The organism is Brenneria sp. hezel4-2-4, from assembly GCF_013155275.1.
In the GTDB taxonomy this organism is placed as follows: Bacteria; Pseudomonadota; Gammaproteobacteria; order Enterobacterales; family Enterobacteriaceae; genus Brenneria.
The window spans coordinates 25,948-52,084 of the sequence record NZ_JABJXS010000014.1 but is presented as its reverse complement, the minus strand read 5'-3'; the positions used below and the strand labels follow the sequence as shown (position 1 = coordinate 52,084).

The window sequence follows — 26,137 nt, the reverse complement described above, 5'->3', positions numbered from 1 at the left end:
GCGGATGGCGGCCCCAAGCCGCACCGGCACGGTTATTTATCGACCAGATTTACCGTAATGCGCTGGCTTTCATCCATCATCGAAGCCTTGGCACGAATTTTCGCTTCAAGCTGGTCGATCATCTGTTCGTTGTCGAAACGTTCTCGCTGGCGCACGCCGTCTTCATAGAAGCCGCTCTTATTGTGCCCGCCGGTCACGCCGATGGTGGACACCAATGCCTCGCCCGGCCCGTTGACCACACAACCGATAATCGATACATCCATGGGCGTGATGATATCTTCCAGCCGTTGCTCCAGCGCGTTGACCGTACCAATCACGTCAAACTCCTGCCGCGAACAGGTCGGACAGGCGATAAAATTGATGCCGCGAGCACGGATACGCAACGATTTCAGAATATCGAAGCCCACTTTAACTTCTTCTACCGGATCGGCGGCCAGCGAAATACGTAAGGTATCACCGATCCCTTCAGATAACAGCAGACCCAGTCCTATTGCCGATTTAACCGCCCCGCTGCGCGCCCCGCCGGCTTCGGTAATCCCCAGATGCAACGGCTGATCGATACGGGCGGCCAGCAACCGATAGGACTCCACGGCCAGAAAAACATCGGACGCTTTCACGCTGACTTTAAACCGATCGAAATTGAGGCGATCGAGAATATCAACATGGCGCATGGCGGATTCCAGCAACGCTTCCGGCGTCGGCTCGCCGTACTTCTCCTGCAAATCCTTTTCCAGCGATCCGCCGTTGACCCCGATACGAATCGGGATATTGTAATCACGCGCACAGTCGACAACGGAACGAATACGTTCTTCATTACCGATGTTGCCGGGGTTGATCCGCAGGCAGTCGACGCCGTATTCCGCCACTTTCAGCGCGATACGATAGTCAAAATGGATGTCGGCGACGAGTGGGACATTGACTTGCTGTTTGATAAGTTTGAACGCTTCGGCCGCATCCATGGTGGGAACGGAGACGCGCACAATATCGACGCCGACGCGTTCCAGTGATTTGATTTGATTAACCGTCGCTTCAACATCAGTGGTTCGGGTGTTGGTCATGGACTGCACCGCAATCGGCGCGCCGTCACCAACAGGCACCTTACCGACGTAAATCCGCTTTGATTTCCGACGGGTTATGGGTGCTGCGTTATGCATTACTTCTTCTCCAAAATTGCAACATCGCGGGCACGGGTAAAACCGGTGTTATTCCGCCGCCAACGTCAGACGCGCAACCTGACTGCTTCTCACAAACCGGCTTAAATCGACCGGCTTACCTTGAAATTGAATCTGTACCGCAGCCGGCGCGCCGATTCTCAGTTGGTAGGGCGCTTGACCGCTCAGGCTTAGAGCGCCGCCATTACGTTGCATGCCGCTGAACAGTTTTTTTCCGCTGGCGTCCGTAACCTCCAACCAGCAATCAGCATTGAAATTCATCACCAGCGCCGGGGCGGCGACAGCAGCCTGGCTATTGTCAGCGGATGCGGTGTCGGTCGCCGGCGCCGTGGCGTTCCGGCTCAACAACGCATCATCCGCCGCCGACGGCTGCGGTGAAGACATGGAGGGTTCTGGCGTCGTCGCAGACTGTGCGGCGGAAGGGGGAACGGATTCGCTGTTCTCAGGCGCGGAATTGGCATTGGCGGCATCCGTCGGCACCTCCGCCGGAACGGAAGGCGCAACCTCGGAAACATCCGGCTCCTGCGGCTCGCTGTTACCCATCAACGGCACGGACTGACCTTCACTCTGCGCCTGCATCGAACTGGCGTGGTCGACCATGGTGTTGATTTCCTGCCGCTGCGCCTGATGGTTCTGCCACCACCACGCCCCGGTCAACCCCAGGACGACAAGCACCACCAGCCAGGTGAAGGTCATTAACCAGCCATCCCGCTTTTTGCGGCTTTTGCCTAAGGAAAAACTTTGCATCGGAGCGACGTTGGATACTCTGGGCGCCACATGCTTGTCCAGCATCGGCAACAGTTCATCCTCGGGCAAGTGGACTAACTTGGCATAAGAACGGATATAGCCACGTAAAAACGTCGGCGCCAAATCGGTTGGCGTATTACCTTCTTCAATTTCACGAACGGTGGAAAGCTTAAGGCATAAACGTTCAGCGACAGTCTGCTGGGTCAATCCCAGACGCTCGCGCGCCTGACGCAGACGTTCGCCAGGAATGGTTGATTCTTTATTATCTTGAGTGGCTTCAGTATTCATTAGCTAAGAACTGCTGGTACTGTTTAGATTGTGGAAAACTTCGCGCCAGCCATTTGCCATAACGGTCAATATCGCCATCACGGCCCGCCAACGCGGCGAAACGAATCTGTAACCATAAACTTTCGGCGCTGACCGGAAGAATATGCTGATAAACATCCAGAAGCAATTGAGCCTGCTCGTGTTTTCCCGCGGAAAACTGTTTATCCGCTTCTGCCAGAAGCATGTCGCCTTTCGCGGGATCATACTTCAGCGCCCGACTTAATACGCTACGCGCATTATCATTCTGCCCTGCTTTGAAAAAGCAATATCCGGCATTTTCCAACGCATCGGCAACCTGACGGTAATCAGGGAGTTGCGCCGCGGCGCTAAACTGTCGCTGCGCCGCTACATACTGCCCTAAACCACACAGAAACGCACCGTAATTATTCATTACGCCACCGTTTTCCGGCGCCAGCCTCAATGCCGATTGATAACGCTGTTCGGCCGCCTGATTTTCACCTATCCGCTGCTCATAAAGCGCCATGCCTAATTGCGTACGATAGTCTTGCGGCGCGGCTTGCAGCGCTTTTTCAAAATTCTGGCGAGCGGCATCAAGGTTGTTGCGAGCCAGATACTCCAGCCCCAACTGCAAGCGGGTTTGCGCCAGCGCCGGGTTTACCGCTTCGCGGGGCGAATGCGCGCACCCCGCCGACAGCACGGCCGCGACGGCCAACAACCACCCTTTTCCCTGTGTTAACTGTTGCGTCATTCCTGACTCCCTTCCTTGCCGTCCCGGCCTTCACACAAAGTGTATGTTACCTTAATCCATGCCCGGTCGCAGCCATCTCTGAATAGATAGGTATGATAAGCCCCGGGAAAGTATTGATGACGCCAATGGCTAACCGGGACAATCAGGTATCAGACCGTTTTAACCATGATAGGTTCACCGGCCATTTTTTTCTTCAGCGTGCGCTTGGTTCTGTCTACGACTTCACCCGCCAGTTGTCCGCAGGCGGCATCGATATCATCGCCGCGGGTTTTGCGCACAATCGTCGTAAAGCCATATTCCATGAGAACTTTGGAAAAACGATCGACACGGCTGTTTGAGCTGCGGCCATAGGGCGCGCCGGGGAACGGGTTCCACGGGATCAGGTTAATCTTGCACGGCGTGTCTTTCAAACATTCCGCCAACTGGTGAGCGTGCTCGGTGCCGTCATTAATGTGGTCAAGCATCACGTACTCCACCGTGACGCGTCCCTGATTGGCATTGGATTTCTCCAGATAGCGCCGCACCGCGCTCAGGAAGGTTTCGATATTGTATTTCTTATTAAGCGGCATGATTTCGTTACGAATTTCATCGTTCGGCGCATGCAGGGAGATCGCCAGCGCAACGTCGATCATATCGCCCAGCTTATCCAGCGCCGGCACCACGCCTGACGTTGACAACGTCACCCGGCGTTTGGAGAGGCCGAAACCAAAATCATCCAGCATGATCTCCATCGCCGGCACCACGTTAGTCAGATTGAGCAGGGGTTCGCCCATGCCCATCATCACCACGTTGGTAATCGGACGCTGGCCGGTGACTTTGAACGCGCCGATAATTTTCGCCGCCCGCCACACCTGGCCGATGATTTCAGAAACGCGCAGGTTGCGGTTAAAACCCTGCTGCGCCGTTGAACAGAATTTGCATTCCAACGCACAGCCAACCTGAGAAGAGACGCACAGCGTCGCCCGATCTTCTTCCGGGATATACACCGTTTCCACCCGCTGGCCGCCAACCAGGATCGCCCACTTGATGGTGCCGTCCGAGGAGCGCTGCTCCTCCACCACTTCCGGCGCGCGAATCTCGGCGACCTGCTGTAATTTGGCGCGAAAAACCTTATTGATGTCCGTCATCTGCGTGAAATCATCACAGCAGTAGTGATAGATCCACTTCATCACCTGATCGGCACGGAACGGCTTCTCGCCCAATGAGGCGAAAAACTCGCGCATTTGCTGACGGTTAAGATCCAGCAGATTTATTTTTTCCGCCCCGGATTTGGCGGATTGGGGAATATTGGCGGACGCCGGCGAAAATTCGGACACGGTTTGCTCAGCTACGATTTGTTCAGACATAGGAACTCTTGGCCTCGTTATTACACGTTATGGCTCGAAGGATAATAAAGAAATGCCCTGGATAAGCCTGTGCTCATCCAGGGCGCAGCATTGTACAAAGTTTAAAGCAGGTAAGCTACTTTAGTCGACCTTCAACGCGGGCAGATTTCATCGGCGCTGAAAAAATAAGCGATTTCGCGCTGCGCGGACTCGATGGAATCCGAACCGTGTACCGCGTTCTCAGTGAAGCTGTCGGCATAATCGGCACGCAGCGTACCGGCCAGCGCGTTCGCCGGGTTGGTGGCTCCCATGATATCGCGGTTACGCTGAACGGCATTCTCGCCTTCCAGCACCTGTACCATGATCGGCCCGGAGATCATGAACTCGACCAGTGCGTCAAAAAACGGTTTGCCCTGATGTTCGGCATAAAAGCCTTCAGCCTGTTCACGAGTCAGATGCAGCATCTTGGCCGCCACAATGTTAAAACCCGCGCTTTCAAAACGCGCATAAATGGCGCCGATGGCATTCTTTGCCACGGCATTGGGTTTTACGATGGAAAAGGTACGTTCTACCGTCATATTGACCTCATTCAAAACTATCAGATAGCAGCCGGATTGAGGGAATTATAATCCCGGCCAGTGAAAGTGGCGCAGATTATAGGGTGACCCGCAGCACTTGCCTATCAGAGACGTAACATTTTTTTAAAAAAATATTATCTTATCTCCTACCTTATTATCGGTTCTCCCCCTCTGCATTTCTTCCCTCTCGGCAGAACCGCAAGGTTGTAACAAATCATCGACGATCACAGTTCTGAGCGTTACTTGTAACCTTATGCGTTATTTGTTTTTAAAACAATAAGATAACTGGAAAAACCTATTCATTCACTGCTAGCCTTGCCCCGTACCTCCCCAACAATGGCCACCAAGAGAGCAAATAATGAAAAGAGCGGTCAATGCATTGCAGAATTTCGGTAAATCACTGTATGGGCCAGTGCTGATTTTACCGATTGTCGGGCTGTTTATCGCCTTTGGTAATGTGTTTGGTAACGGCAATCTGGCCGGCTACATCCCCCTACTCAATCATCCGCTGATCCAGGATTTTGGTCAGTTGGTATCTAAATCCGCCGTGGCGATCCTGGTCAATCTGGCGCTGGTGTTTGCCGTCGGCATTCCGATTGGCCTGGCAAAGCGCGACAAAGGCTACGCCGCGCTGATCGGTCTGGTGACGTTTATCATTTTCATCAATGCGATGAATATTACGCTTCAGCTACAGGGGAAGCTGGTGCCTGCCGCCGAAATGCGCGCCGCCGGCCAAGGCATGGTGCTGGGCGTTCAGGTGCTGGAAATGGGCGTTTTCGCCGGCATTCTGATCGGCGCCTTCGCCGGATATCTGTATAACCGTTATTCCAGCAAACAGTTTGACGGCGTGATGGCTATTTACTCCGGTCACTGTTTCGTGGCGATTCTAGCGATCCCGCTGGCGATCGCCCTCGGCTTTGTGATGAGCGCCATTTGGCCTTTTGCCCAGCAGGGGATCAGCTATCTGGCGTTCGCCATTAAAGGCGCCGGGCCGTTCGGCGTGGCTATTTATGGCTTCCTGGAGCGTATCCTGATCCCGACCGGGTTACACCACCTGGTTTACACCCCGTTCCTGTACACCGAATTAGGCGGTTCGGCGGAAGTGTGCGGCAATCTGTATCAGGGCGCCCGTAACATCTATTTTGCGGAGATGGCTTGTCATAGCGTCAAACAGCTGAGTCCGACGGTCGCCTGGGATGCGCGCGGCATCAGTAAAATGTTCGGTCTGACCGCCGCGGCGCTGGCCATGTACGTGACCGCCAAACCGGAAAAACGGCTGGCGGCCAAAGCGATTCTGATCCCCGCCGCGTTTACCTCTTTCCTGCTGGGCGTGACCGAACCGCTGGAGTTCTCTTTCTTATTCGTCGCCCCGCTGCTGTTTGTGGTGCACGCCGTACTGACCGGCCTCGGCATGATGCTGTTCTATGTGCTGGGCGTCCATGCCATCGGCGCCAACGGGGTGATCGACTTCCTGCTGTATAACCTGCCGCTGGGCATTGAGAAGTCCAACTGGCCGATGTATATCGTGGTCGGATTGATCATGTCGGTTATTTACTTCTTCGTCTTCCGCTCCCTGATTCTGTATTTCGATATGCCGACGCCAGGGCGTGAATCCGATGAGGAACAGACCAAGCTGTACTCGAAAACAGAGTATCAGGCCAAAGCGCAACAGCAGGTGAAAGACGACGCCCGTCTGCTCGGCGTCACCATCATCGCCGGACTCGGCGGCAAACCCAATATCGAGGTGGTGGATAACTGCTATACCCGTCTGCGGGTGACCGTCATCGATCCCGCCATTGTTGACGAAAACCAGTTGAAAACCACCGGCGCCAAAGCGGTTATCCGTCAGGGCAACAACGTACAGGTGGTCTACGGACTGCACGTCAAAACCATTCGCGAAGCAGTTGAAAATGCGCTTTAACAGGAGACCGATCATGACCAAACCCCCATTCATTCTGACTATTGCCGGTGGCGGCAGCACCTATACGCCAGGCATCGTAAAAAGTCTGATGGTGCGCCTCGCCGATTTCCCGCTGGCGGAAATACGCCTGTACGACATTGACGGCCCGCGTCAGGACACCATTGCCCCGGTGGTTGAAAAAGTGATCCGCGACCACAGCAACGACATTGTTTTTACCGTCACCACCGATGCCGAAACGGCGTTCAGCGGCGCAAACTTTGTCTTTGCCCAGATGCGCGTCGGCCAATATAAAATGCGCGAGCAGGATGAAAAAATCCCGTTGCGCCACGGCGTCGTCGGCCAGGAAACCTGCGGCCCCGGCGGGCTGGCCTATGGCTTACGCACGATTCTGCCGATGGTCGAACTGATCGATCTGGTCGAACGCTATGCCCACCAAGACGCCTGGATCGTCAACTATTCCAACCCGGCGGCGATTGTCGCCGAGGGCATCCGCCGCCTGCGCCCACAGGCGCGGGTGCTGAATATCTGCGATATGCCGGTTGCGGCGATGCGTAATATCGCCGCGGTGCTTGGGGTTAACCGCGAAGATATCACCGTGGATTATTTCGGCCTTAACCACTTTGGCTGGTTTACCCGGGTATTGGTGGATGGCGTCGATCGTTTGCCGGAGTTGCGTAAGCATATTGCCCGGTACGGGTTACTGACCGCCGATGCCGCCGATACCGATCCGCAACATTCCGATCCCTCCTGGGTCAAGACCTGGCGCAACATCAAGCCGATCATGGATCATTTCCCCGAGTTCGTGCCCAACCCTTACCTACAGTATTATCTGATGCCCAATCAGATCGTTGAACATCAGGATCCGAACTACACCCGTGCCAATGAGGTGATGGACGGACGCGAGAAGAAACTCTTTACCGCCGCCGCCGGCTATAAAGAAACCGGGATTTTATCGGATGCGTTCCACGTTGGCGTACATGGCGCGTTTATCGTTGATGTGGCCTGTTCGCTGGCCTTTGACCTGCGTCAGCGCCATCTGGTGATTGTGGAAAACAAAGGCGCGATTGCCAATCTGCCTTACGACGCCATGGTGGAAGTGCCTGCGTATATCACCGCGCAAGGGCCGGAGCCGGTTCGCATGGGTAACGCGCCGCAGTTCCATCGCGCCTTGCTGGAGCAACAGTTAGCCTCGGAGCAGTTGCTGGTCGAGGCCACTCTGGAAGGCAACTATGAAAAAGCGCTACAGGCTTTTACGCTCAATCGCACCGTTCCCACCATGCAACACGCCAAAGCCATTCTTGACGAGATGATCGCGGCCAATCGCGAATACTGGCCTCGGTTGAAACAGGCTTACAGCAACGGCGTCGCACAATAACGACGCGCTTGTCGGGACAGGATAAATCGCTGACAATGAATCTATAATTTCACAGCGGGGCTGAATCCCTCAGCCCCAGCGTGGGGGGTTCCATGTCAGCTTCTTCTTCTGAATTATTTGTTACTGCCGCCTGGCTTGCCGGGCATCTTGACGATAGCGATATCATCCTGCTTGACGCCCGCATGTTGCCGCCGGGAGAGACGACCCGCGATATCCACGCCGAATACCGTGCCGAACATTTACCCGGCGCGGTATTTTTTGATATTGAAACCTTGTCAGACCGGCACACGCCGCTGCCGCACATGATGCCCGACGGCGACGATTTTTCTCACGCGATGGGCACGCTCGGCGTCAGCGATCGGCGGCATCTTGTCATCTATGACGAAGGCAATCTGTTCTCCGCCCCGCGCGCCTGGTGGATGCTGCATACGTTCGGCGCGGCGCGGATTTCGATTCTGGCCGGCGGATTAGCGGGCTGGAAACAGCAAAACCTGCCGCTGGAGCAGGGAAATGTTCAACGCCCCGCCCAGTCTTTTCATGCCCGGCTTAACGCCTCGGTCATTCGCCAGCGTGACGAAGTGCTGGCGATCGGCCGGGATAAATCGGCACAAATTGTCGATGCCCGCCCCGCCGCCCGTTTTAAAGGGGAAGTGGATGAACCACGTCCGGGGCTGCACCGCGGTCATATTCCGGGCAGCCTGAACGTTCCCTGGACCGAGCTGGTCGCCAATGGCGTGCTGAAGCCCAACGCTGAACTGGCGACCATCTTGCACAAGTACGGCGTGGATTTCAGCCGGCCGGTGGTCGCCAGTTGCGGTTCAGGCGTAACCGCCGCGGTGGTGGTGCTGGCGCTGACGGTGCTTAATGTCCGGAATGTCGCCTTATACGATGGCTCATGGAGCGACTGGGGAAGCCGCGATGATGTCCCTATCGCGCTGGATTGATTTCCCGGCTGCCGTGAAGGTTTCAGGAGCAACACATGGATAATCGGCTGGCATCGTTGATGCAGCACGGTCAGGACTTAACCCGCGCCGAATATCGCGTGCTGGCCTTTATCGCCGAACACGCCTCGATGGTGGGTAAAATAACGGTGCGTGAACTGGCGCAGAAAACCTACGTTTCCACCGCGACGATCATGCGTCTGTGCCGGAAAATAGGCTTTAGCGGGTACAGTGAATTTATCTACCACTGCAAACAGCTACTGACGGACAATCCTCGCTTATCGCCGGCGGCCGCGCCTTTGCCGGCCGATGGTCATATTCCCGCTGCATTTCAGCATTTTATCGACAATTATCAGCGATCTTTTTCCTATATAACCACCGAGGATATGGCCGCGTTCAGCCGAATACTGCGTCAGGAAAGTCACTTTTTCCTCTACGGCGCCGGATTTTCTCATCTGTTCGCCGAGTATCTGGCAAAAAAGCTTCAGGTGCTGGGCAAAGATGCGTTCTCGTCCGGGCTGGGAGACAGCAGGGGGATTTTTCTCAACAATGCGCCAAAATATCAGGTATTTATTGCCATATCGCGTAGCGGTGAGACGGAGCAGGTACTGGATAAAGCGCGTATCGCCAGGACGATTGGGATGCAGGTGATCGCTTTTACCCGCGCATCCTTGAATTCGCTGGGGGAACTCGCCGATTTGCATTTTAAACTGTATGACGATGCGGTTCACTATGCGGCGGAAGCGGGCGAGATCAGCTCGTTCGAATCCAATCTGGTGATGCTGATCGATCTGCTGTTATTGCAGGCCACAACGGCGGATAATTAACCGCCGTTGCGCCGCCAGAAAGAGGCTTATTTCGGCGTCAGGCGCGCCCCGTGCTTTTGAAGTCGCGCAGGAAGCTGCCCCATTTACGCTCATAGAACGGCGTGGTGTGTTTTATCAGATAGTGACTGACGCCCGGCTCCCCCTCTTTCACCAGACATAAATCGACAGGCCGATCATCCGGCGCCGTATCGCTGGCGACGCTGCCCGCGGCATGAATGAGTTCGTCCACCTCATCCGTATCGACGTCCAGACCGATTATCAGATGCGGCTCCTGCTCGCCGGCCTCGTGGATCTGGGCCACAAACGCCCGACGGACATGGCGGTATTTGCTAAACAACTGCGTCAGCGAATCAATCATCTGCACCGGCTTGTCGGCAGGCTGACTGAGCAGTACCTCGGTATCTTCTTCCACCACCCGCCGCTGCACGAATCCGTGGCCTTCGCCGGAGAGCATATGCTCCACTTCCTGCGGCAGAAACTCTTTGCCGTAAGGCAGTTTGGGATTGAGAAACAGCGTGGCGCCGAGCGTAAGCTCAAACAGCGAACGCGCCGGTAAAGCCAGGAATGACTGCTCTTCAGTGATAGCTTGCTGAAGCGCGTCCAGTGAAGAGAAAAAAGGAATGACGGAAACGCCATCGGCCTTTTCCCAATGCTGGATCTGCACGTTGCTGCCGGCATGCAGGGTTTTCTCCCCCGGCGCGTCGCTTTCATCGCTGTTGCCTAGCACAAACACCGTCGCGTCCAGCAGTTGGCTGAAAAATTCAGGCCGATGCGCCGGCTCGGTCGCCGCCAGTATCAGCACCTCTTCCAGTTTGTTTTGTGGCGAAAAATCCATAACGTTCCTCAACCCGCACTGCGTTAAAAACCGGGCAATTGACCCGGTTTCATCTATCCTACGTTGACATGATAATAGCGCTGACCGGCCCTTGACTAGCCGGCCTTGCTAAGCAGTAAATTCGCCAGCGTTCGCACCCCCAACCCGGTGGCGCCCGTCGACCATTGCTCCACCGCCCCTTTACGGTAGGTGGCCGAGCAGTCAATGTGCAGCCAGCCCTGCTGATAGCGCTTCACAAAGTGAGACAGAAACGCGGCGGCCGTGCTGGCGCCCGCGCCGTATGCCGCACCGGCGATGTTATTCAGATCCGCAAAACCGGACGGCAACTGGCTGCGGTGGAATTCTTCCAGCGGCAAACGCCAGAACGGTTCGCCTTCCTGTTGGGCGCTTTGCTGTAAAGCCGCCGCCAGTTGATCATCAAAGCTGAACAAGGCGTGATAGTCGTTACCCAGCGCCGTTTTCGCCGCGCCGGTCAATGTCGCGCAATCGATAATCCATTGCGGATTCTGCTCTGAGGCATCAATCAAGCCATCGGCCAGCACCAGACGCCCTTCCGCATCGGTATTCATCACTTCAACGCTCTTGCCATTGCGATAACGGATAATATCACCCAGCTTGAACGCATTGCCGCTGACCATATTGTCGGCGCAGCACAGATACATTTTAACCCGCTGTTGCAGCCCGCGGGCCACCGCCAGCGCCAGCGCGCCGGTCACCGTGGCCGCACCGCCCATATCCGACTTCATGGAATCCATAAAGCCGCTGGGCTTCAGGCTGTAACCGCCGGTATCAAAGGTAATTCCTTTACCGACCAGACAGGCGAACACCGGCGCATCCGGGTTGCCCGTCGGATTGTAGTCCAACGCCAGCAGTACCGGCGCGCGCTCGGAGCCGCGGCCGACGGTATGAATACCGGCGTAGTTCTGCTTGCGCAGATCGTCGCCTTTGGTGATCCGATAGCTGATGGCATCGCCGGCGACGTCGCACAGCAGGTCGATGGCCCGGGTGGCCAGTTGTTCCGGCCCCAGATCGTCAGCCGGAAGGTTGATGGTATCGCGTACCCAGTCAACGATCTTCAGGCGGTCGTCCAGCTCTTTTCTGTCCGCCTCATTCAGTTCAGACCAGTCAACCGTGCGTTGCCCTTTTGGCCCGCGGAATCCCTGCCAGAATGCCCAGTTGCTTTCCAGATCCCAGCCGTCGCCGGCCAGCTTGACCTGTTTGATACCCTGCCCGTCGATTTTGCGGGCGGCGCGTTGGATGGTCGCCAACCGGGCGTTGCCATTCAGATGAATGGTCATCCCGCGATCGTTCACGCTTAACGGCGCCTTCTCTCCCCAGCGCGCATCAGCGGGTTGATCGGAGAGTGAAATCAGCATAGCTTCGCTTGTCATAATTCTGCTCCAGATTGTTCTTTATACCCGTCATCGCACGAAAATAAGCGGGCCGCCGTAAGGCAGCCCGTGACGTCAACTATTCCGCTTCATCCAACCAGACCAGCAGGATCGCTTCCAGAATTTTCTCGCTGGAAGCATCGGGAAGATCGTCAAACTCTTCCAGATCGCAGATCCATTGGTGCATATCCGTAAAACGAACGGTTTTTGGATCGATATCGGGAAATTGGTCATAAAGCGCCTCGCCAATGGCGCGGCTGTCGGTCCATTTTAATCCCATAGCCACTCCTGTCAGTGTTCACGAGCATGATTAATCGTGTAACGCGGGATTTCAACCACCAAATCCTCATCCGCAACGCACGCCTGGCATCCTAACCGGCTTTCCGGTTCCAGCCCCCAGGCTTTATCCAGCATGTCATCTTCGTCTTCCGTACTTTCGGCCAGAGAATCGAACCCTTCGCGGACGATGCAATGACAGGTCGTACAGGCACAGGATTTCTCGCAGGCATGCTCAATTTCAATCCCGTTGCGCAGCGCCACATTCAGAATGCTTTCTCCACGCTCTGCTTCCAAAACCGCCCCATCAGGACACAGATCCTGATGCGGCAGAAAGACAATCTTAGGCATATTTACACCTCGTCCACAGAATGGCCCGCCAACGCACGACGAATAGACGCATCCATTCGACGGGCCGCAAACCCCTGGGTTTGTTGATCTAATTTTTTTATCGCGGCGTCAATCGCCGGCGCATCCGTTCCCGACATCGCCTGCTGCAAATGTTCGACGGCCTCGGCAATGGCGGCTTGCTCATCGCTGGTCAGCAAATCGGCATCGGAAGCCAGCGCGCCGTGTAAGCTCTCCAGTACCCGGGCGGCATCGACTTGCTGTTCCGCCAGCATACGGGCGCCCACGTCGCCCTGCGCGTTAAGCATAGAATCTTTAATCATGGCGGCGATTTCAGTATCACTCAGTCCGTAAGACGGCTTGACCTGAATAGAGGCTTCGACCCCGGTCGATTTCTCCATCGCCGTTACGCTCAGCAGACCATCGGCATCAACCTGAAAGGTGACGCGAATGTGCGCGCCGCCGGCGGGCAACGGCGGCAAACCGCGTAACGTGAAGCGGCCCAGCGAACGGCAGTCCGGCACCAGTTCGCGCTCCCCCTGCAAAACATGGATCATCATGCCGCTCTGACCGTCTTTGAATGTGGTGAACTCCTGCGCTCTGGCTACCGGAATGGTGGTGTTGCGCGGGATGATTTTCTCCACCAGCCCGCCCATGGTTTCCAGCCCCAGGGAAAGCGGAATCACATCCAGCAGCAGCATTTCGCTGTCCGGCTTATTGCCGACCAGAATGTCCGCCTGGATCGCGGCGCCGATCGCCACCACTTTATCAGGATCGATGGAGGTCAGCGGCGTGCGGCCAAAGAACGCGCCCACCTGCTCGCGCACCAGCGGTACGCGGGTGGAACCGCCGACCATCACCACTTCCCGCACCTCATCCGGCGTCACGTCCGCATCTTTCAGCGTGCGTCGACATGCCAGCAGCGTACGCTTGACCAGTGAGGCGATTAGCGTATTGAACCGGGCGCGGGATAGCTCACCTCGCCAGCCGGCAACCTCGACATTAACCGATTCCGCCATGCTTAACGCTATCTTGGCCTGTATCGCCGCTTCCCGTAAGGCATGCTGCAAATGGTGATCGTCTCTGGCGGTAATACCCGCCTGCTCGCGCAGCCATTCCACCAGCAGATTATCGAAATCATCGCCGCCTAACGCAGAGTCGCCCCCTGTCGCCAGCACTTCAAATACGCCGCGGCTCAGGCGCAGGATAGAAATATCGAACGTGCCGCCGCCCAAGTCGTAAACGGCGATGACGCCTTCTTTAGCGGCATCCAGACCATAGGCGATCGCCGCGGCGGTCGGTTCATTCAGCAGCCGTAGTACGTGCAGACCGGCTAAACGGGCGGCGTCTTTGGTGCCCTGACGCTGCGCATCGTCGAAATAGGCCGGAACGGTGATCACCGCGCCATCCGGCATAGCGCCCAATGCTTCCTGCGCCCGCTGCGCCAGCGCCGACAAAATATCCGCCGACACCTGCACCGGATTGCGGTTGCCGGCCGGCGTTTGAATTAACGGCAGGCCGTTATCGCTGACCTGATATTGATAGGGTAAATGCGGATAGCGCTGCCGGACGTCAGCCAGAGAACGCCCCATCATCCGTTTTACCGAACTGATGGTGTTGACAGGATCGCCGGCCGCTTTTTCACGGGCTTGCCATCCTACCTCATGCCCAGCGGCATGATAGTGGACAACGGACGGCAGCAGATCGCGGCCTTCGCCGTCCGTCAGAGTTTGCGCCTCGCCGCTGCGCACGGTGGCAACCAGAGAATGCGTGGTGCCTAAATCAATGCCGACAGCCAGACGCCGCTGATGCGGCGCCGCGCTGAGGCCCGGCTCGCTAATTTGTAATAAGGCCATATTGAGCTTCCATCAATTGGCTGGCGGGAAGCACGATACGTTGTAATTTGACGCATCATCCATCTCCGCCGGATTAAAAACTTATCTGTCCAGCAATTGTTCTTCGAGTTGTTCAACCTGCTGCCGGAGTTTGTCTAAAAAACGCAGTTTACGCACCGTGTCGGCGGCATCGGCCCAGCTTTCGCTCGCCAGCTCGCCGCGCATTTGCCCGCTGCGTATAACCAGCATGGCCTGCAACCGTTCAGCGAATTCAGCCAGCGCCGCTTCGGCGTCGGAACGGCGCTCAATGGCATCCAGTTCTTCACGCAGTTCAAGCTGTTCCATCAGAAAAGCGGTGTCGCGTAAGGTATGCTGCTCGTTGCTTAAATCAAAACCGTGCAAAGATAGCATATACTCCGCGCGTTTCAGCGGATGTTTCAACGTCTGATAGGCATTATTGATCGTCGCGGCCTGCTGCAATGCCAACAGGCGATCCCGTTCCGGGCTCGCCGCAAAACGATCGGGGTGAAACTGCCGTTGCAGTTCCTGAAAGCGGGAAACAAGCAGGCCGCCATCCACATCATAGCGAATCGGCAGCCCGAACAACGTAAAGTAATCCATAGCGTACTCTGGGGGTTGTGGGTAATCGCCGTCATTTGCCGCGGTTTCTGCCGATCAACGACCGGAAGAAACCGGGAAAGCGCGTTCAATACCCCGGGATGCGGTCAGACGTTAAAGCTCTCGCCGCAGCCGCACTCGCTTGAAACATTCGGGTTATTGAATTTGAAGCCTTCGTTCAGGCCTTCCTTGACGAAATCCAGTTCGGTGCCGTCCAGGTAGACCAGGCTTTTACCATCGATAATGACCTTAACGCCTTTGTCTTCGAACACCACGTCATCAGCATTCACGTCATCAACAAATTCCAGCACATACGCCATACCGGAACAACCCGATGTCCGCACGCCAAGGCGCAGGCCAAGACCTTTACCCCGGTTCGCCATAAAGGCATTAACACGTTGCGCAGCGCTGTCGCTCAGGGAAATCGACATATAACAACCTCGGAATTTTTCTTAACTACTTGGCTTCGCGTTTACTTTTGTAATCCGCGATAGCGGCCTTAATGGCATCTTCAGCCAGAATAGAGCAGTGAATTTTTACCGGCGGCAGCTCGAGTTCTTCGGCAATCTGGGTGTTTTTAATCGCCTCCGCTTCGTTCAGCGATTTGCCTTTCACCCACTCGGTTACCAGTGAGCTGGAGGCAATGGCCGAGCCACAGCCATAGGTCTTGAAACGAGCGTCTTCAATGATACCCTCATCATTGACTTTGATCTGCAACTTCATCACATCGCCGCAGGCCGGCGCTCCCACCATGCCGCTGCCGATGCTGGGATCGGCATTATCAAACGATCCCACGTTGCGTGGATTTTCGTAGTGATCAATTACTTTTTCGCTGTAAGCCATAATCGTCGTTCCCCGTGCTGCGAATTAATGATGAGCCCATTCGATGCTGCTGATATCCACGCCTTGTTTAAACATTTCCCACAGAGGGGAAAGATCGCGCAGACGGCCAATAGACTTGCGCACCAAATCAATGGTGTAGTCGATCTCTTCTTCCGTGGTGAAACGCCCCAGAGAGAAGCGGATCGAACTGTGCGCCAGCTCATCGTTCATCCCCAACGCGCGTAAAACGTAGGAGGGTTCCAGACTGGCGGAGGTACAGGCGGAACCGGACGATACGGCCAGATCCTTGAGCGCCATAATCAGCGACTCGCCTTCAACATAGTTGAAGCTGACGTTCAGGATGTTGGGCGCGCCCTGTTCAAGCTCACCATTCAGATAGACTTCTTCGATATCCTTGATACCGTTCCACAGACGGTCGCGCAGCGCTCGCAGACGCGCCGCTTCGGCGACCATTTCCTCTTTGGCGATACGATACGCTTCGCCCATACCCACGATCTGGTGCACAGGTAAAGTACCGGAACGCATTCCGCGTTCATGACCGCCGCCGTGCATCTGCGCTTCGATACGAATACGGGGTTTACGGCGTACATACAGCGCACCGATGCCTTTCGGGCCATAAATTTTATGACCGGAGAAAGACATCAAATCCACTTTAAGCTGGCTCAGGTCGATGGGCAATTTGCCCACGCTCTGGGTGGCATCGACGTGGAACACAATCCCGCGGCTACGGCACATTTCGCCGATGGCCGCGATATCCTGCACCACACCGATTTCATTATTCACGTGCATGATGGAAACCAGAATGGTGTCATCACGTAGGACGGCTTGCAGCGCGTTCAGATCGATAATACCGTTACGCTGCGGCGCCAGATAAGTGACCTCGAACCCTTCACGCTCTAACTGACGGCAGGTGTCCAGCACGGCTTTATGTTCTGTTTTGCTGGTAATGATGTGTTTGCCTTTCTTCTGATAGAAGTTTGCAGCGCCTTTAATCGCCAGGTTATCTGCTTCCGTCGCACCAGAGGTAAACACAATCTCACGGGGATCCGCACCCACTAATTCAGCAATTTGATTACGGGCGATATCGACAGCCTCTTCCGCCTGCCAGCCAAAGCGGTGGGAGCGGGAAGCCGGGTTGCCGAAAGTACCGTCCAGGGTCAAAAACTGCATCATTTTTTCAGCTACGCGCGGATCAACCGGCGTGGTGGCTGAATAATCCAGATAAATCGGTAACTTCATTGCTCATAAACTCCGTACATCACTTCAAAACGTGCAAATTGTTTTATTTATAATGGGCTATCCCTGCCCCTAGCCCTTCGGGCCAACGCGATGCGTTGTTAAAATATGATTTTTCAGGCGCGTAAATTAACGTTGATCGTGTCTTGTATACGTCCGTTGGCGGTACGGCGCGTATCGGCTTCCTGACGATCCGCAACGTCCAATACTTCCTGGTTATTGACCAGTTCATCCAACGTTATATTGTTCAAAAAGTCGGTGATCCGATCGCTCAGATCGCGCCACAGGGTGTGCGTCAGACAGCGTTCGCCGCCCTGACAGCTTTCTCGCCCCTGGCAACGCGTCGCGTCCACCGATTCGTCGACGGCGGATATCACCGCGCCCACGGCGATTTCATTGGCATGTTTACCCAGCAGATAACCGCCACCCGGGCCGCGGACACTGGCGACCAGTCCGTTTTTACGCAGGCGGGAAAACAGTTGCTCCAGATAGGAGAGCGAAATACCCTGACGCTCGGAGATATCGGCCAGCGGAACAGGGCCTTCTTTGGAATGCAGAGCCACATCGAGCATGGCGGTAACGGCATAGCGGCCTTTAGATGTCAGTCTCATGATAGTGGTACCTGTAAATAAAACATGTATTATTGAAACATGTATTGGCAAAACGTGGTTTGAGTCTGACATTCCCGAGTATTTTAGTCAACTATTTAACCCAGTAAACCACTCAAGTATTATTCAGGGTTATTTTTCTGAACCGAACTCAAGATTCCGCGCAGGATATTCAGCTCCTGACTCTCCGGCTGCGCCCGGGTAAACAGCCGACGCAGCTTATTCATCACCTGCCCTTGATGCGCCTGCCGAATAAAGCCGGTTTGCAGTAATGTCTGTTCAAGATGCTGATAGAAACGCTCCAGATCGTCCACCAGCGGGTAAGGCGTTTCGTCGTGCTCTTCCTTGCCGGCCTGCAAACGGTCCAGATGTGCGACGCGCACTTCATAAGCCAGGATCTGCACCGCCATCGCCAGGTTTAACGAGCTATATTCAGGATTGGCGGGAATGGCGACATGATAATGGCATTTCTGCAACTCATCATTGGTTAATCCGACGCGTTCGCGGCCAAACACCAGGGCGACCGGCGCGTGTTCCGCTTCCCGGGCGCTCCGCGCTCCGCACTCCCGCGGCTCCAGCATCGGCCAGGGCAACGTACGCGAACGCGCGCTGGTGCCCACCACCAGACCACACCCCTCGAGCGCCTGATCCAGCGTATCGACCAGGGTCGCGTTGCCAATGACATCACTGGCGCCGGCGGATAAGGCAATCGCCTGCGAATCGGGTTTTACCAGCGGATTAACCAGATAAAGCTTACTCAAACCCATGGTTTTCATCGCTCTGGCAACCGATCCCATATTGCCGGTGTGGGATGTTTCAACCAAAACAATGCGAATATTGTGTAACATGCGGACTCTGTAATGCGAGGAGGAAAGCGGAATATTCTAACACAAACTTAGATATTTTCCTTTTCCCCTGCTATAATGCGCACCGCTTTCCGTTCTTTAACATTCCAGTGGACAATACCATGCATCCGATGCTCAACATCGCTATACGCGCTGCGCGTAAAGGCGGTAATTTAATTGCTAAAAATTACGAAACCCCTGACGCCGTAGAAGCCAGTCAAAAAGGCAATAATGATTTTGTCACCAACGTTGACCGGGATGCCGAGCGTCTGATCATTGAAGTCATCCGTAAGTCTTATCCGCAGCACACCATCATTGGTGAAGAGTGCGGCGAGCTGGTCGGCGACGATCGGGATGTGCAATGGGTTATCGATCCACTGGATGGCACCACCAATTTTATCAAACGCCTGCCGCACTTCGCGGTTTCCATCGCCGTGCGCATGAAAGGCCGCACTGAAGTTGCCGTAGTTTACGATCCCATGCGTAATGAACTGTTCACCGCCACCCGCGGTCAGGGCGCGCAGTTGAACGGTTATCGTCTGCGCAGCAGTAATGCCCGCGATCTGGACGGCACAATATTGGCTACCGGTTTCCCGTTCAAAGCGAAACAACACGCGAAAAGCTATATCAACATTCTCGAAGCCCTGTTTACCCAATGCGCGGACTTCCGCCGTACGGGTTCCGCCGCGCTGGATCTGGCCTATGTTGCCGCCGGCCGCGTTGACGGATTCTTTGAAATCGGCCTGAAGCCCTGGGATTTTGCCGGCGGCGAACTGCTGGTGCGTGAAGCGGGCGGCGTGGTAACCGACTTCGTCGGCGGTCACAACTATCTTTCTTCCGGTAACCTGATCGCGGGTAATCCACGCGTCGTCAAATCCCTGCTGGCAACCATCCGCGACGAACTTAGCGACGCGTTGAAACGTTAATCGTCCCCCCTCGTTGGTCGCGTCAGCTGTCTGGCGTACGCGACCAACGTGACTATTTTTCTTTCCGCCTGAATCCGGTATACACATTGCCTGACTTTAATATGATGATAATAGTTATCAGAATCATTACAATTGATAGCATTGTTATTGAGGATTGATGTGCCCTCGCCTGCGCGATCGGGATCATCCGTTGCAACGCGCGGCGCCGGGAAAAAAGATGAGTAATTTTTCATGAGTGTGACGACTGAACCGAATATCCGCGATGCCGCCAACGATAACAGCGCCGTTATAGACGACTATCGCGCTATTATCCGGCGTCGCGTGGTTATCATGACGATACTACTGTTGATTATTTTCGGCTCTTTGCTGCTGGACTTCACCATGGGGCCTTCGGGACTCTCGCTGGAAGTGTTATGGCAGGCGCTGACCGATCCCGCCAGCGCCGATGCGGGCACCCGCGTTATCGTCTGGGATATCCGTCTGCCTTATGCGCTGATGGCGATTATCGTCGGGCTGTCACTGGGTCTGGCCGGCGCGGAAATGCAAACCATCCTGAATAACCCGCTGGCCAGCCCCTTTACGCTGGGCGTGTCGTCAGCGGCCGCATTTGGCGCGGCCCTCGCCATCGTGCTGGGCATCGGTATTCCCGGTATTCCGGCCCAGTGGTTTATTTCCGCCAATGCTTTTTTGTTTGCCCTGCTTGCCGCGCTGCTGCTGGACGGTATTACCCGCTGGACACAGGTCTCCACCTCCGGCGTGGTGTTGTTCGGCATCGCCCTGGTGTTTACCTTTAATGCGCTGGTGTCGATGCTGCAATTCATCGCCAATGAAGACACGCTGCAAGGATTGGTCTTCTGGACGATGGGCAGTCTGGCGCGCGCGTCCTGGGAAAAACTGGGGATTCTGCTGCTGGTGCTGATCGCCGTTATGCCGTTGTCGTTCATGAATTCCTGGAAACTCACCGCCTTGAGACTGGGTGAAGATCGCGCCGTCAGTTTTGGCATCAATGTGCGCCGGTTACGTTTGGCGACGCTGCTGCGCATCAGTATTCTGTCGGCATTGTCAGTGGCTTTCGTCGGCCCGATCGGCTTTATTGGCCTGGTCGCGCCGCACATTGCCCGGATGATATTTGGCGAAGATCACCGGTTTTATCTGCCGGCCAGCGCGCTAGTGGGGGCGCTGGTGCTTTCACTGGCCTCCGTGGCCTCGAAAAACCTGATCCCCGGGGTGATTATTCCGGTCGGCATCGTCACCTCGCTGGTCGGCGTGCCGTTCTTCCTCAGCATCATTCTGCGTCACAGAGGAAATGTATGAGTAATCAGACACCGTCGGGATTACGCGTATCTCATTTCTGCGCCGGTTATCCCAAGCGCCAGGTGATTCGCGATCTGTCCGTTCCCTTGCTGCCCCGGGGGAAAATTACCGTCTTGCTGGGGCCGAACGGCAGCGGTAAATCCACGCTGTTGCGCGCCATGGCCGGATTAAACCCGTCACAGGGCGAACTCTGGCTGGATGACGACAACCTGATGCAACTGCCGTTTGCCAAACGGGCGGAAAAAGTGGTTTATCTGCCGCAGTCTTTACCGCCCGGCGTACATCTGCACGTATTGGAATCCATTATTGTCGCCCAGCGCGCCTCTGGCGGCCTGCATAGCGCCAATAGTCAGGCTGAGGTGATGACGCTGCTCAAGCGGTTGGGCATCGAACATCTGGCGCTAAGCTACCTGGATCAGCTTTCCGGCGGACAAAAACAATTGGTCGGGCTGGCGCAGTCATTAATTCGTCAGCCGTCGCTATTATTATTGGATGAACCCCTCAGCGCATTGGATCTGAATTACCAGTTCCATGTCATGGATCTGGTTCGCCGGGAAACACGCCAGCGCGGCATCATTACGATTGTCGTGGTGCATGATATCAACATTGCGTTACGCCACGGCGACCACGTGCTGATGCTGCAAAATGGCAACCTGATTGCCGATGGGGCGCCGGCCGAGGTTATCAGTCCGGCGAGTCTGGCTGAGGTCTATGGCGTCAAAGGACGTATCGAACGTTGCTCACAGGGTGTGCCGCAGGTGATTATCGACGGATTGGTCACCGAACCCACCGTTTAATCAGCCTGATTGAATTAATAAAAAAAGCGCCGACCATTTTCTGTCAGCGCTTTTTTTTATCCGTCAGTCAGGATTTTGCCGGCAGCGTCACCCAGTAACCCGGCTGATAAGGCAACGGCAGGAACTTCTCATGAAAAGTACGGAACGTGGCATCGGGATCGATATCGCTGAATAATTCAGGATGCAGCCATTTTGCCATCACCTGAATCGCCACAAATTGATAAGGACTATCATAGAACTGGTGCCAGATGGCATGCGCATTGCCGTTGCTGGCGACCGGCAGCGTTTTAAACGCCGCCCGCTCCATCAGCTTTTGCAAACGCTGCAAAGCGACTTTCTGGTCTGCGCCGGGGCCGACGCCCACCCAACCGTTAGCCGTATTGTAGTTTTCCCAATTGGCGCCGGTCACAATGACGACGTCCGGCCGTGCGCTGATGATCTGTTCCGGGTTGAGCGTACCGAAAGTACCGGGGATCAGATCCTTGGCGATGTTCTCTCCCCCGGCGACGTCAACCATGCGCCCGAAATTTTCGTTGCCGAACGACATACAGCATTCATCTTCATAGCCGCCCGCGCGATCGATCATTACTTTCGGGCGAGGCCCCTGATAATTTTTCAAACGTTCAGTGACTATTTCAATCTGCTGGCGACGGAACTGAATAATCTCATCCGCGCGCTGAGGCTTACCCAGCAGTTGTCCCATGATGTGAATGCTTTTTTCCGCATTCTCAAACGGCTTTTCGCGAAAATCGATAAACACCACCGGAATACCCAATGAGCCGAGTTTCTCAATCAGCTTGCCTTCGTCGGTCGCCGCTTTGGATTCCAGATTCATCAGCACCAGATCGGGCTTTAACGTCAGCGCCTGCTCAACGTTGAAGGTGCCGTCTTTGGCCCCGCCAAAGGTCGGCAGCTTTTTGATTTCCGGATATTTGTTTTCATAGGCCAGATAGCCATCGTAATCGGCTTTCGGCAGATCGTCACGCCAGCCCACCACGCGCTGGAACGGCGCCTCGGTATCGAAAGCCGCCAGCAGATATATTTGCCGCCCCTCGCCTAAAATGATCCGTTTAACCTCCGATTTCATTTCAACCTTTCTGCCCGTGACATCCTCAATAACTATCGGGGCGGCGCTGACGGCAAAAACGCTGCTTAAGCTCAACATGGCGACAACCGAACACAGCCATTTTCTCATTATTCCCTTCTCCGGTTAAGGTTATAAATAATAACCATTATCATTTGCGCCGGATGATATAGCGTTGATGTTAAACACGGCAATCTATTTTTATAAATGCGTTAAGAAAACGTAAAGACTAGCCAGAGAAAGGACGGATGCCGACGCTGATTGCAGGTTGCGCACTCAAATACAACAGTACGCCGGTTCCAAGCAGAATAAGGCCGCCGACCAGTGACAGCAGCGGCCAGGCGACGCGCTGCCAGGCGGGCGGCGTACGGTGACGACTCAAACGTTCAATGAAACCACGGCAATAAAACACCAGCATCGCCAGCGCCGAGATAGTCAATGCCGTTCCCAACGCCATAGCCAGCGCCGAAGCCACGCCCCAGAGAAAAACCCCAATCACTTTGGAAAACAGCAGCACCAATATGGCTCCGGAACAAGGACGCATGCCCATCGCCAACACGATCGCCAAACGCGTACGCCAGCTACTGGCTCGGCTGAGTTCATCATGGTCGGGCAGGTGCCGATGCCCGCATCCACAATGTTCATCATGTTGATGAGGCCTGGCATGCTTGAACGGGATCGCCGGACGACTGCCAGACGGCGTGACCCGCAAAATAGCCGGCGATCGGGGTCGCCGGAAGATAGCGGCGTATAATCGTTTCGTCGCACGGAAACACAGCGCCGCGCCCAACAAGGCGATCAAGATGAAACTGCCCTTCTCCATCCAGAAACTGCTGTTATGCAGCGTCCGGCTGGAAAGCTGTAAAAAAACCAGCACCACGGTAACCAGCAGCACCGCCACTAATCCCTGAACCAGGGAAGCGGCAAACGTCAGCTTCAGGCTGCTTTTCAATTTCGACGGATGGGTGGCAAGATAGGTCATGATGATCACCTTGCCATGACCCGGCCCGACGGCATGTATCACGCCATAAAGCAGGCTGAAAACCATCAGACCGAGTCCGGCCTGCTGCGGCCGGGATGCGACCATTTGCAGCAAATGCGCCATCTGCTGGTGTAACGATTTCTGCCAGACCGCGCTTTGCAGCAGTATTTGCGGCCAATAGCCCAGCACCCAGTAAAACGTCAGCGCCAGCAACAGCAGAAACAGCCACAGCGGCCATAGACCAGACAAGCGGCTAAAAAACCCTCGCTGACGCGGGGCGTCCATATTCAATGACATTGCAACGTCACCCGCTGGGCAAACTGTTTACCCAGCTCCATATCCTCGCCCGGGGCATCCTCTTTATCCAGCGAGAGGGCGTATGCCTGTAAATCCGCATTCGGTTCAGGCGTCGTCAGCGTGGTTTTACAGCGCGCGGCGAGCGGGGCCGACAACCTGATGGCGCGATCATTTTCATAAAACATAGCGACAAAATAGGTGGGATCATAAGTGGAGATCAGCAACGGTTTACCCATTAACGGCTGGGGATGGGCCAGCGGTAATACAAATTCCAGTACCGCCTGATTTCCCTGGCGGGAAAGGCGATATTCCGTCGGTACTGACTTATAGGGCACAGGCTGCTCATCCCGGTAAATATCGGTGAAATAATGCTGCCCCAGGACATTGGCCATCACTTCGGCAGCCAGTTTCTTCCATATTTCAGAATCTTTTTCCGCCGCGCCGGCATCGTACAGCAGGTCGGCAGAGGTAATAGGATCCATCGTCCACTGCATGCGCAAACCGGTAATGCGTTCATTCTGACTTTCAACGGTGGTTTGCATATCGATAAAGCTATGGGGATGGGCAAAAACCGGCTGGCTGATTACCATACCGGCTATCAGTAACATTAGCCGCCTGCGCCCGCGCTTAAAAATGTTATAATGTAACATAATCTTCTCGTAGCAATATTCTTACCGGCGATCGGGTAATGAGCGCCGCGCGATCAGCGTGTCTGGCGACTGACGGAAGGACGAATAAACAACGCCGGTATCGCCAGCATCGCCATGACCCAAAACGTGCCGCTCCGTAAATATTCAAACAGGAAACCGGACACCATGGTCATGATCGCGATACTGCCGCCCATCGCCAAGGCCGAATAAACCGCCTGGAGGCGCAAAATATCTCCTCCGGTTCGAGCGGCGATAAAGCGCATTGCCGCCAGATGACACACCGTGAACGTGCCGCAATGCAATATCTGTATCACAACCAGCCACGGAAGCGCTACCGTGGCCCCCATCAGTCCCCAGCGAACGACGCCGCACACGGCGGAAAGCAACAATAATTGCCGGGCGCTCCAGCGCCGGAACAAACGCTGGCTAAAAGTAAACACCACTATTTCCGCCACCACGCCCAACGACCAGAGATAGCCGATAATCGACGCGGAATAGCCGGCGTCCTGCCAGTAAATCACGCTGAAACCGTAGTAAGCCGCATGCGCGCCCTGCAATAAAGAAACGCAGAGCAAAAAACGCCATACGGAAGGCTCGCACAGCAACGTTTTCCAGGGAGTAACCGCCGCAGACTGCGCTGAGGATGCGGCTGCCAGCGGCATCACGCTGGGACGGAATAGCATACATAAAAACATGGCTATCAAGCCGGCGCTCAGCACCGCCAGAATCGCCGGATGTCCCCATGCCGCGACCAGTTCACCGGTGACCGCGGAACCGATAACAAACGCGATAGAACCCCAGACGCGCACCTTGCCATAATCCATGACAATCTGCCGCTGCCAGGTCGCCGCCAACGCATCCGTTAGCGGCACCAGCGGGGCGAAAAACAGATTAAAACCAATCATCACCAACATCAGCCACAGCCAGGCATTGCCAAGCCAGAAACCGACCGATAACCCCAGCGTCAGCAACGCCAACGCCCGTAACACCGTAATCAGTTTCGACGGATCTTTCACGCTGGGGGTAATCACCAGACTACCGACAAAACGGGCAATCAAACCCGCTCCCAGCAGCATCCCGATCGATTCGGCGGAAAGGCCCTCGCCTTTTAGCCAGCCGCCCCAGAACGGCAGAAATATGCCATAGCAAAAAAAGTACGTGAAATAACTTAACGCCAGCCAACGCGTTGATTGCAGAACCATGACGCCTCCCTTTTCTCGCTGGCTACTCTGTCAGAGTGCGTCCCCTGGCGCAATGCGTATTCGTCATAAAAAACGCCAGCCCAAAGGCTGGCGCTTCTACGTACGCCCCGGCAGACGACAACCGGGGG

At 55.3% G+C, this 26,137-nt stretch carries 27 protein-coding genes; 7 read left to right on the top strand and 20 right to left on the bottom strand.

Going from position 1 to position 26,137, the window contains the following annotated elements; translation table 11 throughout:
- Positions 1 to 32: 32 nt before the first annotated feature.
- The 5 genes from ispG to ndk form a co-directional block, all read right to left on the bottom strand.
- Positions 33 to 1,154: a flavodoxin-dependent (E)-4-hydroxy-3-methylbut-2-enyl-diphosphate synthase gene (gene ispG / locus HOY33_RS18535; protein WP_172291615.1), complete on the bottom strand. Its 1,122-nt coding sequence runs from the start codon at positions 1,152 to 1,154 to the stop codon at positions 33 to 35.
- A 48-nt stretch (positions 1,155 to 1,202) separates the two neighbouring features.
- A complete protein-coding gene (rodZ, locus tag HOY33_RS18530) occupies positions 1,203 to 2,207 on the bottom strand; it encodes a cytoskeleton protein RodZ (protein ID WP_172291614.1) in 1,005 nt (334 codons plus the stop codon).
- Complete coding sequence (pilW, locus tag HOY33_RS18525) at positions 2,197 to 2,955, bottom strand: type IV pilus biogenesis/stability protein PilW (RefSeq protein ID WP_172291613.1); 759 nt, start codon at positions 2,953 to 2,955, stop codon at positions 2,197 to 2,199. Before pilW ends, rodZ begins: the two co-directional genes overlap by 11 nt.
- 149 nt (positions 2,956 to 3,104) lie before the next feature.
- A complete protein-coding gene (locus HOY33_RS18520; protein WP_172291612.1) occupies positions 3,105 to 4,301 on the bottom strand; it encodes a bifunctional tRNA (adenosine(37)-C2)-methyltransferase TrmG/ribosomal RNA large subunit methyltransferase RlmN in 1,197 nt (398 codons plus the stop codon).
- Positions 4,302 to 4,432: 131 nt separating this feature from the next.
- Positions 4,433 to 4,858, bottom strand: a complete 426-nt coding sequence (gene ndk, locus HOY33_RS18515) for a nucleoside-diphosphate kinase (protein ID WP_172291611.1) — start codon at positions 4,856 to 4,858, stop codon at positions 4,433 to 4,435.
- Between the two features lie 358 nt (positions 4,859 to 5,216).
- On the opposite strand from ndk, the gene HOY33_RS18510 reads away from it, so the two are divergent.
- The 4 genes from HOY33_RS18510 to HOY33_RS18495 all read left to right on the top strand — a co-directional run bounded on the left by HOY33_RS18510 (position 5,217) and on the right by HOY33_RS18495 (position 9,922).
- Complete coding sequence (locus HOY33_RS18510) at positions 5,217 to 6,779, top strand: PTS transporter subunit EIIC (protein WP_172291610.1); 1,563 nt, start codon at positions 5,217 to 5,219, stop codon at positions 6,777 to 6,779.
- A 13-nt stretch (positions 6,780 to 6,792) separates the two neighbouring features.
- On the top strand, positions 6,793 to 8,154 hold the full coding sequence (locus HOY33_RS18505) for a 6-phospho-alpha-glucosidase (RefSeq protein ID WP_172291609.1): 1,362 nt from the start codon (positions 6,793 to 6,795) through the stop codon (positions 8,152 to 8,154).
- 92 nt (positions 8,155 to 8,246) lie between these two features.
- Positions 8,247 to 9,098 (top strand): 3-mercaptopyruvate sulfurtransferase, encoded by an 852-nt coding sequence (sseA, locus tag HOY33_RS18500; protein WP_172291608.1) that lies wholly within the window; start codon positions 8,247 to 8,249, stop codon positions 9,096 to 9,098.
- A 35-nt stretch (positions 9,099 to 9,133) separates the two neighbouring features.
- Positions 9,134 to 9,922, top strand: coding sequence for a MurR/RpiR family transcriptional regulator (locus HOY33_RS18495; protein ID WP_172291607.1), 789 nt, complete (start codon positions 9,134 to 9,136; stop codon positions 9,920 to 9,922).
- Positions 9,923 to 9,959: 37 nt separating this feature from the next.
- On the opposite strand, the gene sseB is transcribed toward HOY33_RS18495, so the two are convergent.
- From sseB to trmJ, 11 genes are all read right to left on the bottom strand, one after another.
- A complete protein-coding gene (gene sseB / locus HOY33_RS18490) occupies positions 9,960 to 10,757 on the bottom strand; it encodes an enhanced serine sensitivity protein SseB (protein ID WP_172291606.1) in 798 nt (265 codons plus the stop codon).
- Positions 10,758 to 10,852: 95 nt separating this feature from the next.
- Positions 10,853 to 12,148, bottom strand: a complete 1,296-nt coding sequence (pepB, locus tag HOY33_RS18485) for an aminopeptidase PepB (protein WP_172291605.1) — start codon at positions 12,146 to 12,148, stop codon at positions 10,853 to 10,855.
- A 79-nt stretch (positions 12,149 to 12,227) separates the two neighbouring features.
- A complete protein-coding gene (gene iscX, locus HOY33_RS18480) occupies positions 12,228 to 12,428 on the bottom strand; it encodes a Fe-S cluster assembly protein IscX (protein WP_172291604.1) in 201 nt (66 codons plus the stop codon).
- Between the two features lie 11 nt (positions 12,429 to 12,439).
- Complete coding sequence (fdx, locus tag HOY33_RS18475) at positions 12,440 to 12,775, bottom strand: ISC system 2Fe-2S type ferredoxin (protein ID WP_172291603.1); 336 nt, start codon at positions 12,773 to 12,775, stop codon at positions 12,440 to 12,442.
- 2 nt (positions 12,776 to 12,777) lie between these two features.
- The gene (hscA, locus tag HOY33_RS18470; RefSeq protein WP_172291602.1) at positions 12,778 to 14,628 is read right to left on the bottom strand and encodes a Fe-S protein assembly chaperone HscA; all 1,851 of its coding nucleotides are present in this window, start codon (positions 14,626 to 14,628) and stop codon (positions 12,778 to 12,780) included.
- A gap of 81 nt (positions 14,629 to 14,709) precedes the next feature.
- Positions 14,710 to 15,228, bottom strand: coding sequence for a co-chaperone HscB (gene hscB, locus HOY33_RS18465; protein ID WP_172291601.1), 519 nt, complete (start codon positions 15,226 to 15,228; stop codon positions 14,710 to 14,712).
- 104 nt (positions 15,229 to 15,332) lie between these two features.
- Positions 15,333 to 15,656: an iron-sulfur cluster assembly protein IscA gene (gene iscA / locus HOY33_RS18460; protein ID WP_172291600.1), complete on the bottom strand. Its 324-nt coding sequence runs from the start codon at positions 15,654 to 15,656 to the stop codon at positions 15,333 to 15,335.
- 25 nt (positions 15,657 to 15,681) lie between these two features.
- Positions 15,682 to 16,068 carry a Fe-S cluster assembly scaffold IscU gene (gene iscU / locus HOY33_RS18455; protein ID WP_172291599.1) on the bottom strand — a complete coding sequence of 129 codons (387 nt, stop codon included), beginning with the start codon at positions 16,066 to 16,068 and terminating at the stop codon, positions 15,682 to 15,684.
- A 24-nt stretch (positions 16,069 to 16,092) separates the two neighbouring features.
- Entirely contained in the window at positions 16,093 to 17,307 is a 1,215-nt protein-coding gene (locus HOY33_RS18450; RefSeq protein ID WP_172291598.1) for an IscS subfamily cysteine desulfurase, read from the bottom strand.
- Between the two features lie 113 nt (positions 17,308 to 17,420).
- Positions 17,421 to 17,915, bottom strand: coding sequence for a Fe-S cluster assembly transcriptional regulator IscR (gene iscR, locus HOY33_RS18445; protein WP_172291597.1), 495 nt, complete (start codon positions 17,913 to 17,915; stop codon positions 17,421 to 17,423).
- Between the two features lie 119 nt (positions 17,916 to 18,034).
- The gene (gene trmJ / locus HOY33_RS18440; protein WP_172291596.1) at positions 18,035 to 18,760 is read right to left on the bottom strand and encodes a tRNA (cytosine(32)/uridine(32)-2'-O)-methyltransferase TrmJ; all 726 of its coding nucleotides are present in this window, start codon (positions 18,758 to 18,760) and stop codon (positions 18,035 to 18,037) included.
- Positions 18,761 to 18,879: 119 nt separating this feature from the next.
- On the opposite strand from trmJ, the gene suhB reads away from it, so the two are divergent.
- From suhB to HOY33_RS18425, 3 genes are all read left to right on the top strand, one after another.
- Positions 18,880 to 19,683 carry an inositol-1-monophosphatase gene (gene suhB, locus HOY33_RS18435; RefSeq protein WP_172291595.1) on the top strand — a complete coding sequence of 268 codons (804 nt, stop codon included), beginning with the start codon at positions 18,880 to 18,882 and terminating at the stop codon, positions 19,681 to 19,683.
- A 231-nt stretch (positions 19,684 to 19,914) separates the two neighbouring features.
- On the top strand, positions 19,915 to 20,997 hold the full coding sequence (locus HOY33_RS18430; protein ID WP_172291594.1) for an iron ABC transporter permease: 1,083 nt from the start codon (positions 19,915 to 19,917) through the stop codon (positions 20,995 to 20,997).
- The gene (locus HOY33_RS18425; RefSeq protein WP_172291593.1) at positions 20,994 to 21,794 is read left to right on the top strand and encodes an ABC transporter ATP-binding protein; all 801 of its coding nucleotides are present in this window, start codon (positions 20,994 to 20,996) and stop codon (positions 21,792 to 21,794) included. Before HOY33_RS18430 ends, HOY33_RS18425 begins: the two co-directional genes overlap by 4 nt.
- A gap of 67 nt (positions 21,795 to 21,861) precedes the next feature.
- Here HOY33_RS18425 and HOY33_RS18420 read toward each other — a convergent pair whose 3' ends face one another.
- From HOY33_RS18420 to HOY33_RS18405, 4 genes are all read right to left on the bottom strand, one after another.
- Positions 21,862 to 22,989, bottom strand: a complete 1,128-nt coding sequence (locus HOY33_RS18420) for an ABC transporter substrate-binding protein (RefSeq protein ID WP_172291592.1) — start codon at positions 22,987 to 22,989, stop codon at positions 21,862 to 21,864.
- Between the two features lie 118 nt (positions 22,990 to 23,107).
- A complete protein-coding gene (locus tag HOY33_RS18415) occupies positions 23,108 to 24,157 on the bottom strand; it encodes a nickel/cobalt transporter (protein WP_172291591.1) in 1,050 nt (349 codons plus the stop codon).
- Positions 24,148 to 24,807: a DUF1007 family protein gene (locus HOY33_RS18410; protein ID WP_172291590.1), complete on the bottom strand. Its 660-nt coding sequence runs from the start codon at positions 24,805 to 24,807 to the stop codon at positions 24,148 to 24,150. Before HOY33_RS18410 ends, HOY33_RS18415 begins: the two co-directional genes overlap by 10 nt.
- 53 nt (positions 24,808 to 24,860) lie before the next feature.
- On the bottom strand, positions 24,861 to 26,009 hold the full coding sequence (locus HOY33_RS18405) for a 3-phenylpropionate MFS transporter (protein WP_172291589.1): 1,149 nt from the start codon (positions 26,007 to 26,009) through the stop codon (positions 24,861 to 24,863).
- Positions 26,010 to 26,137 lie beyond the last annotated feature (128 nt).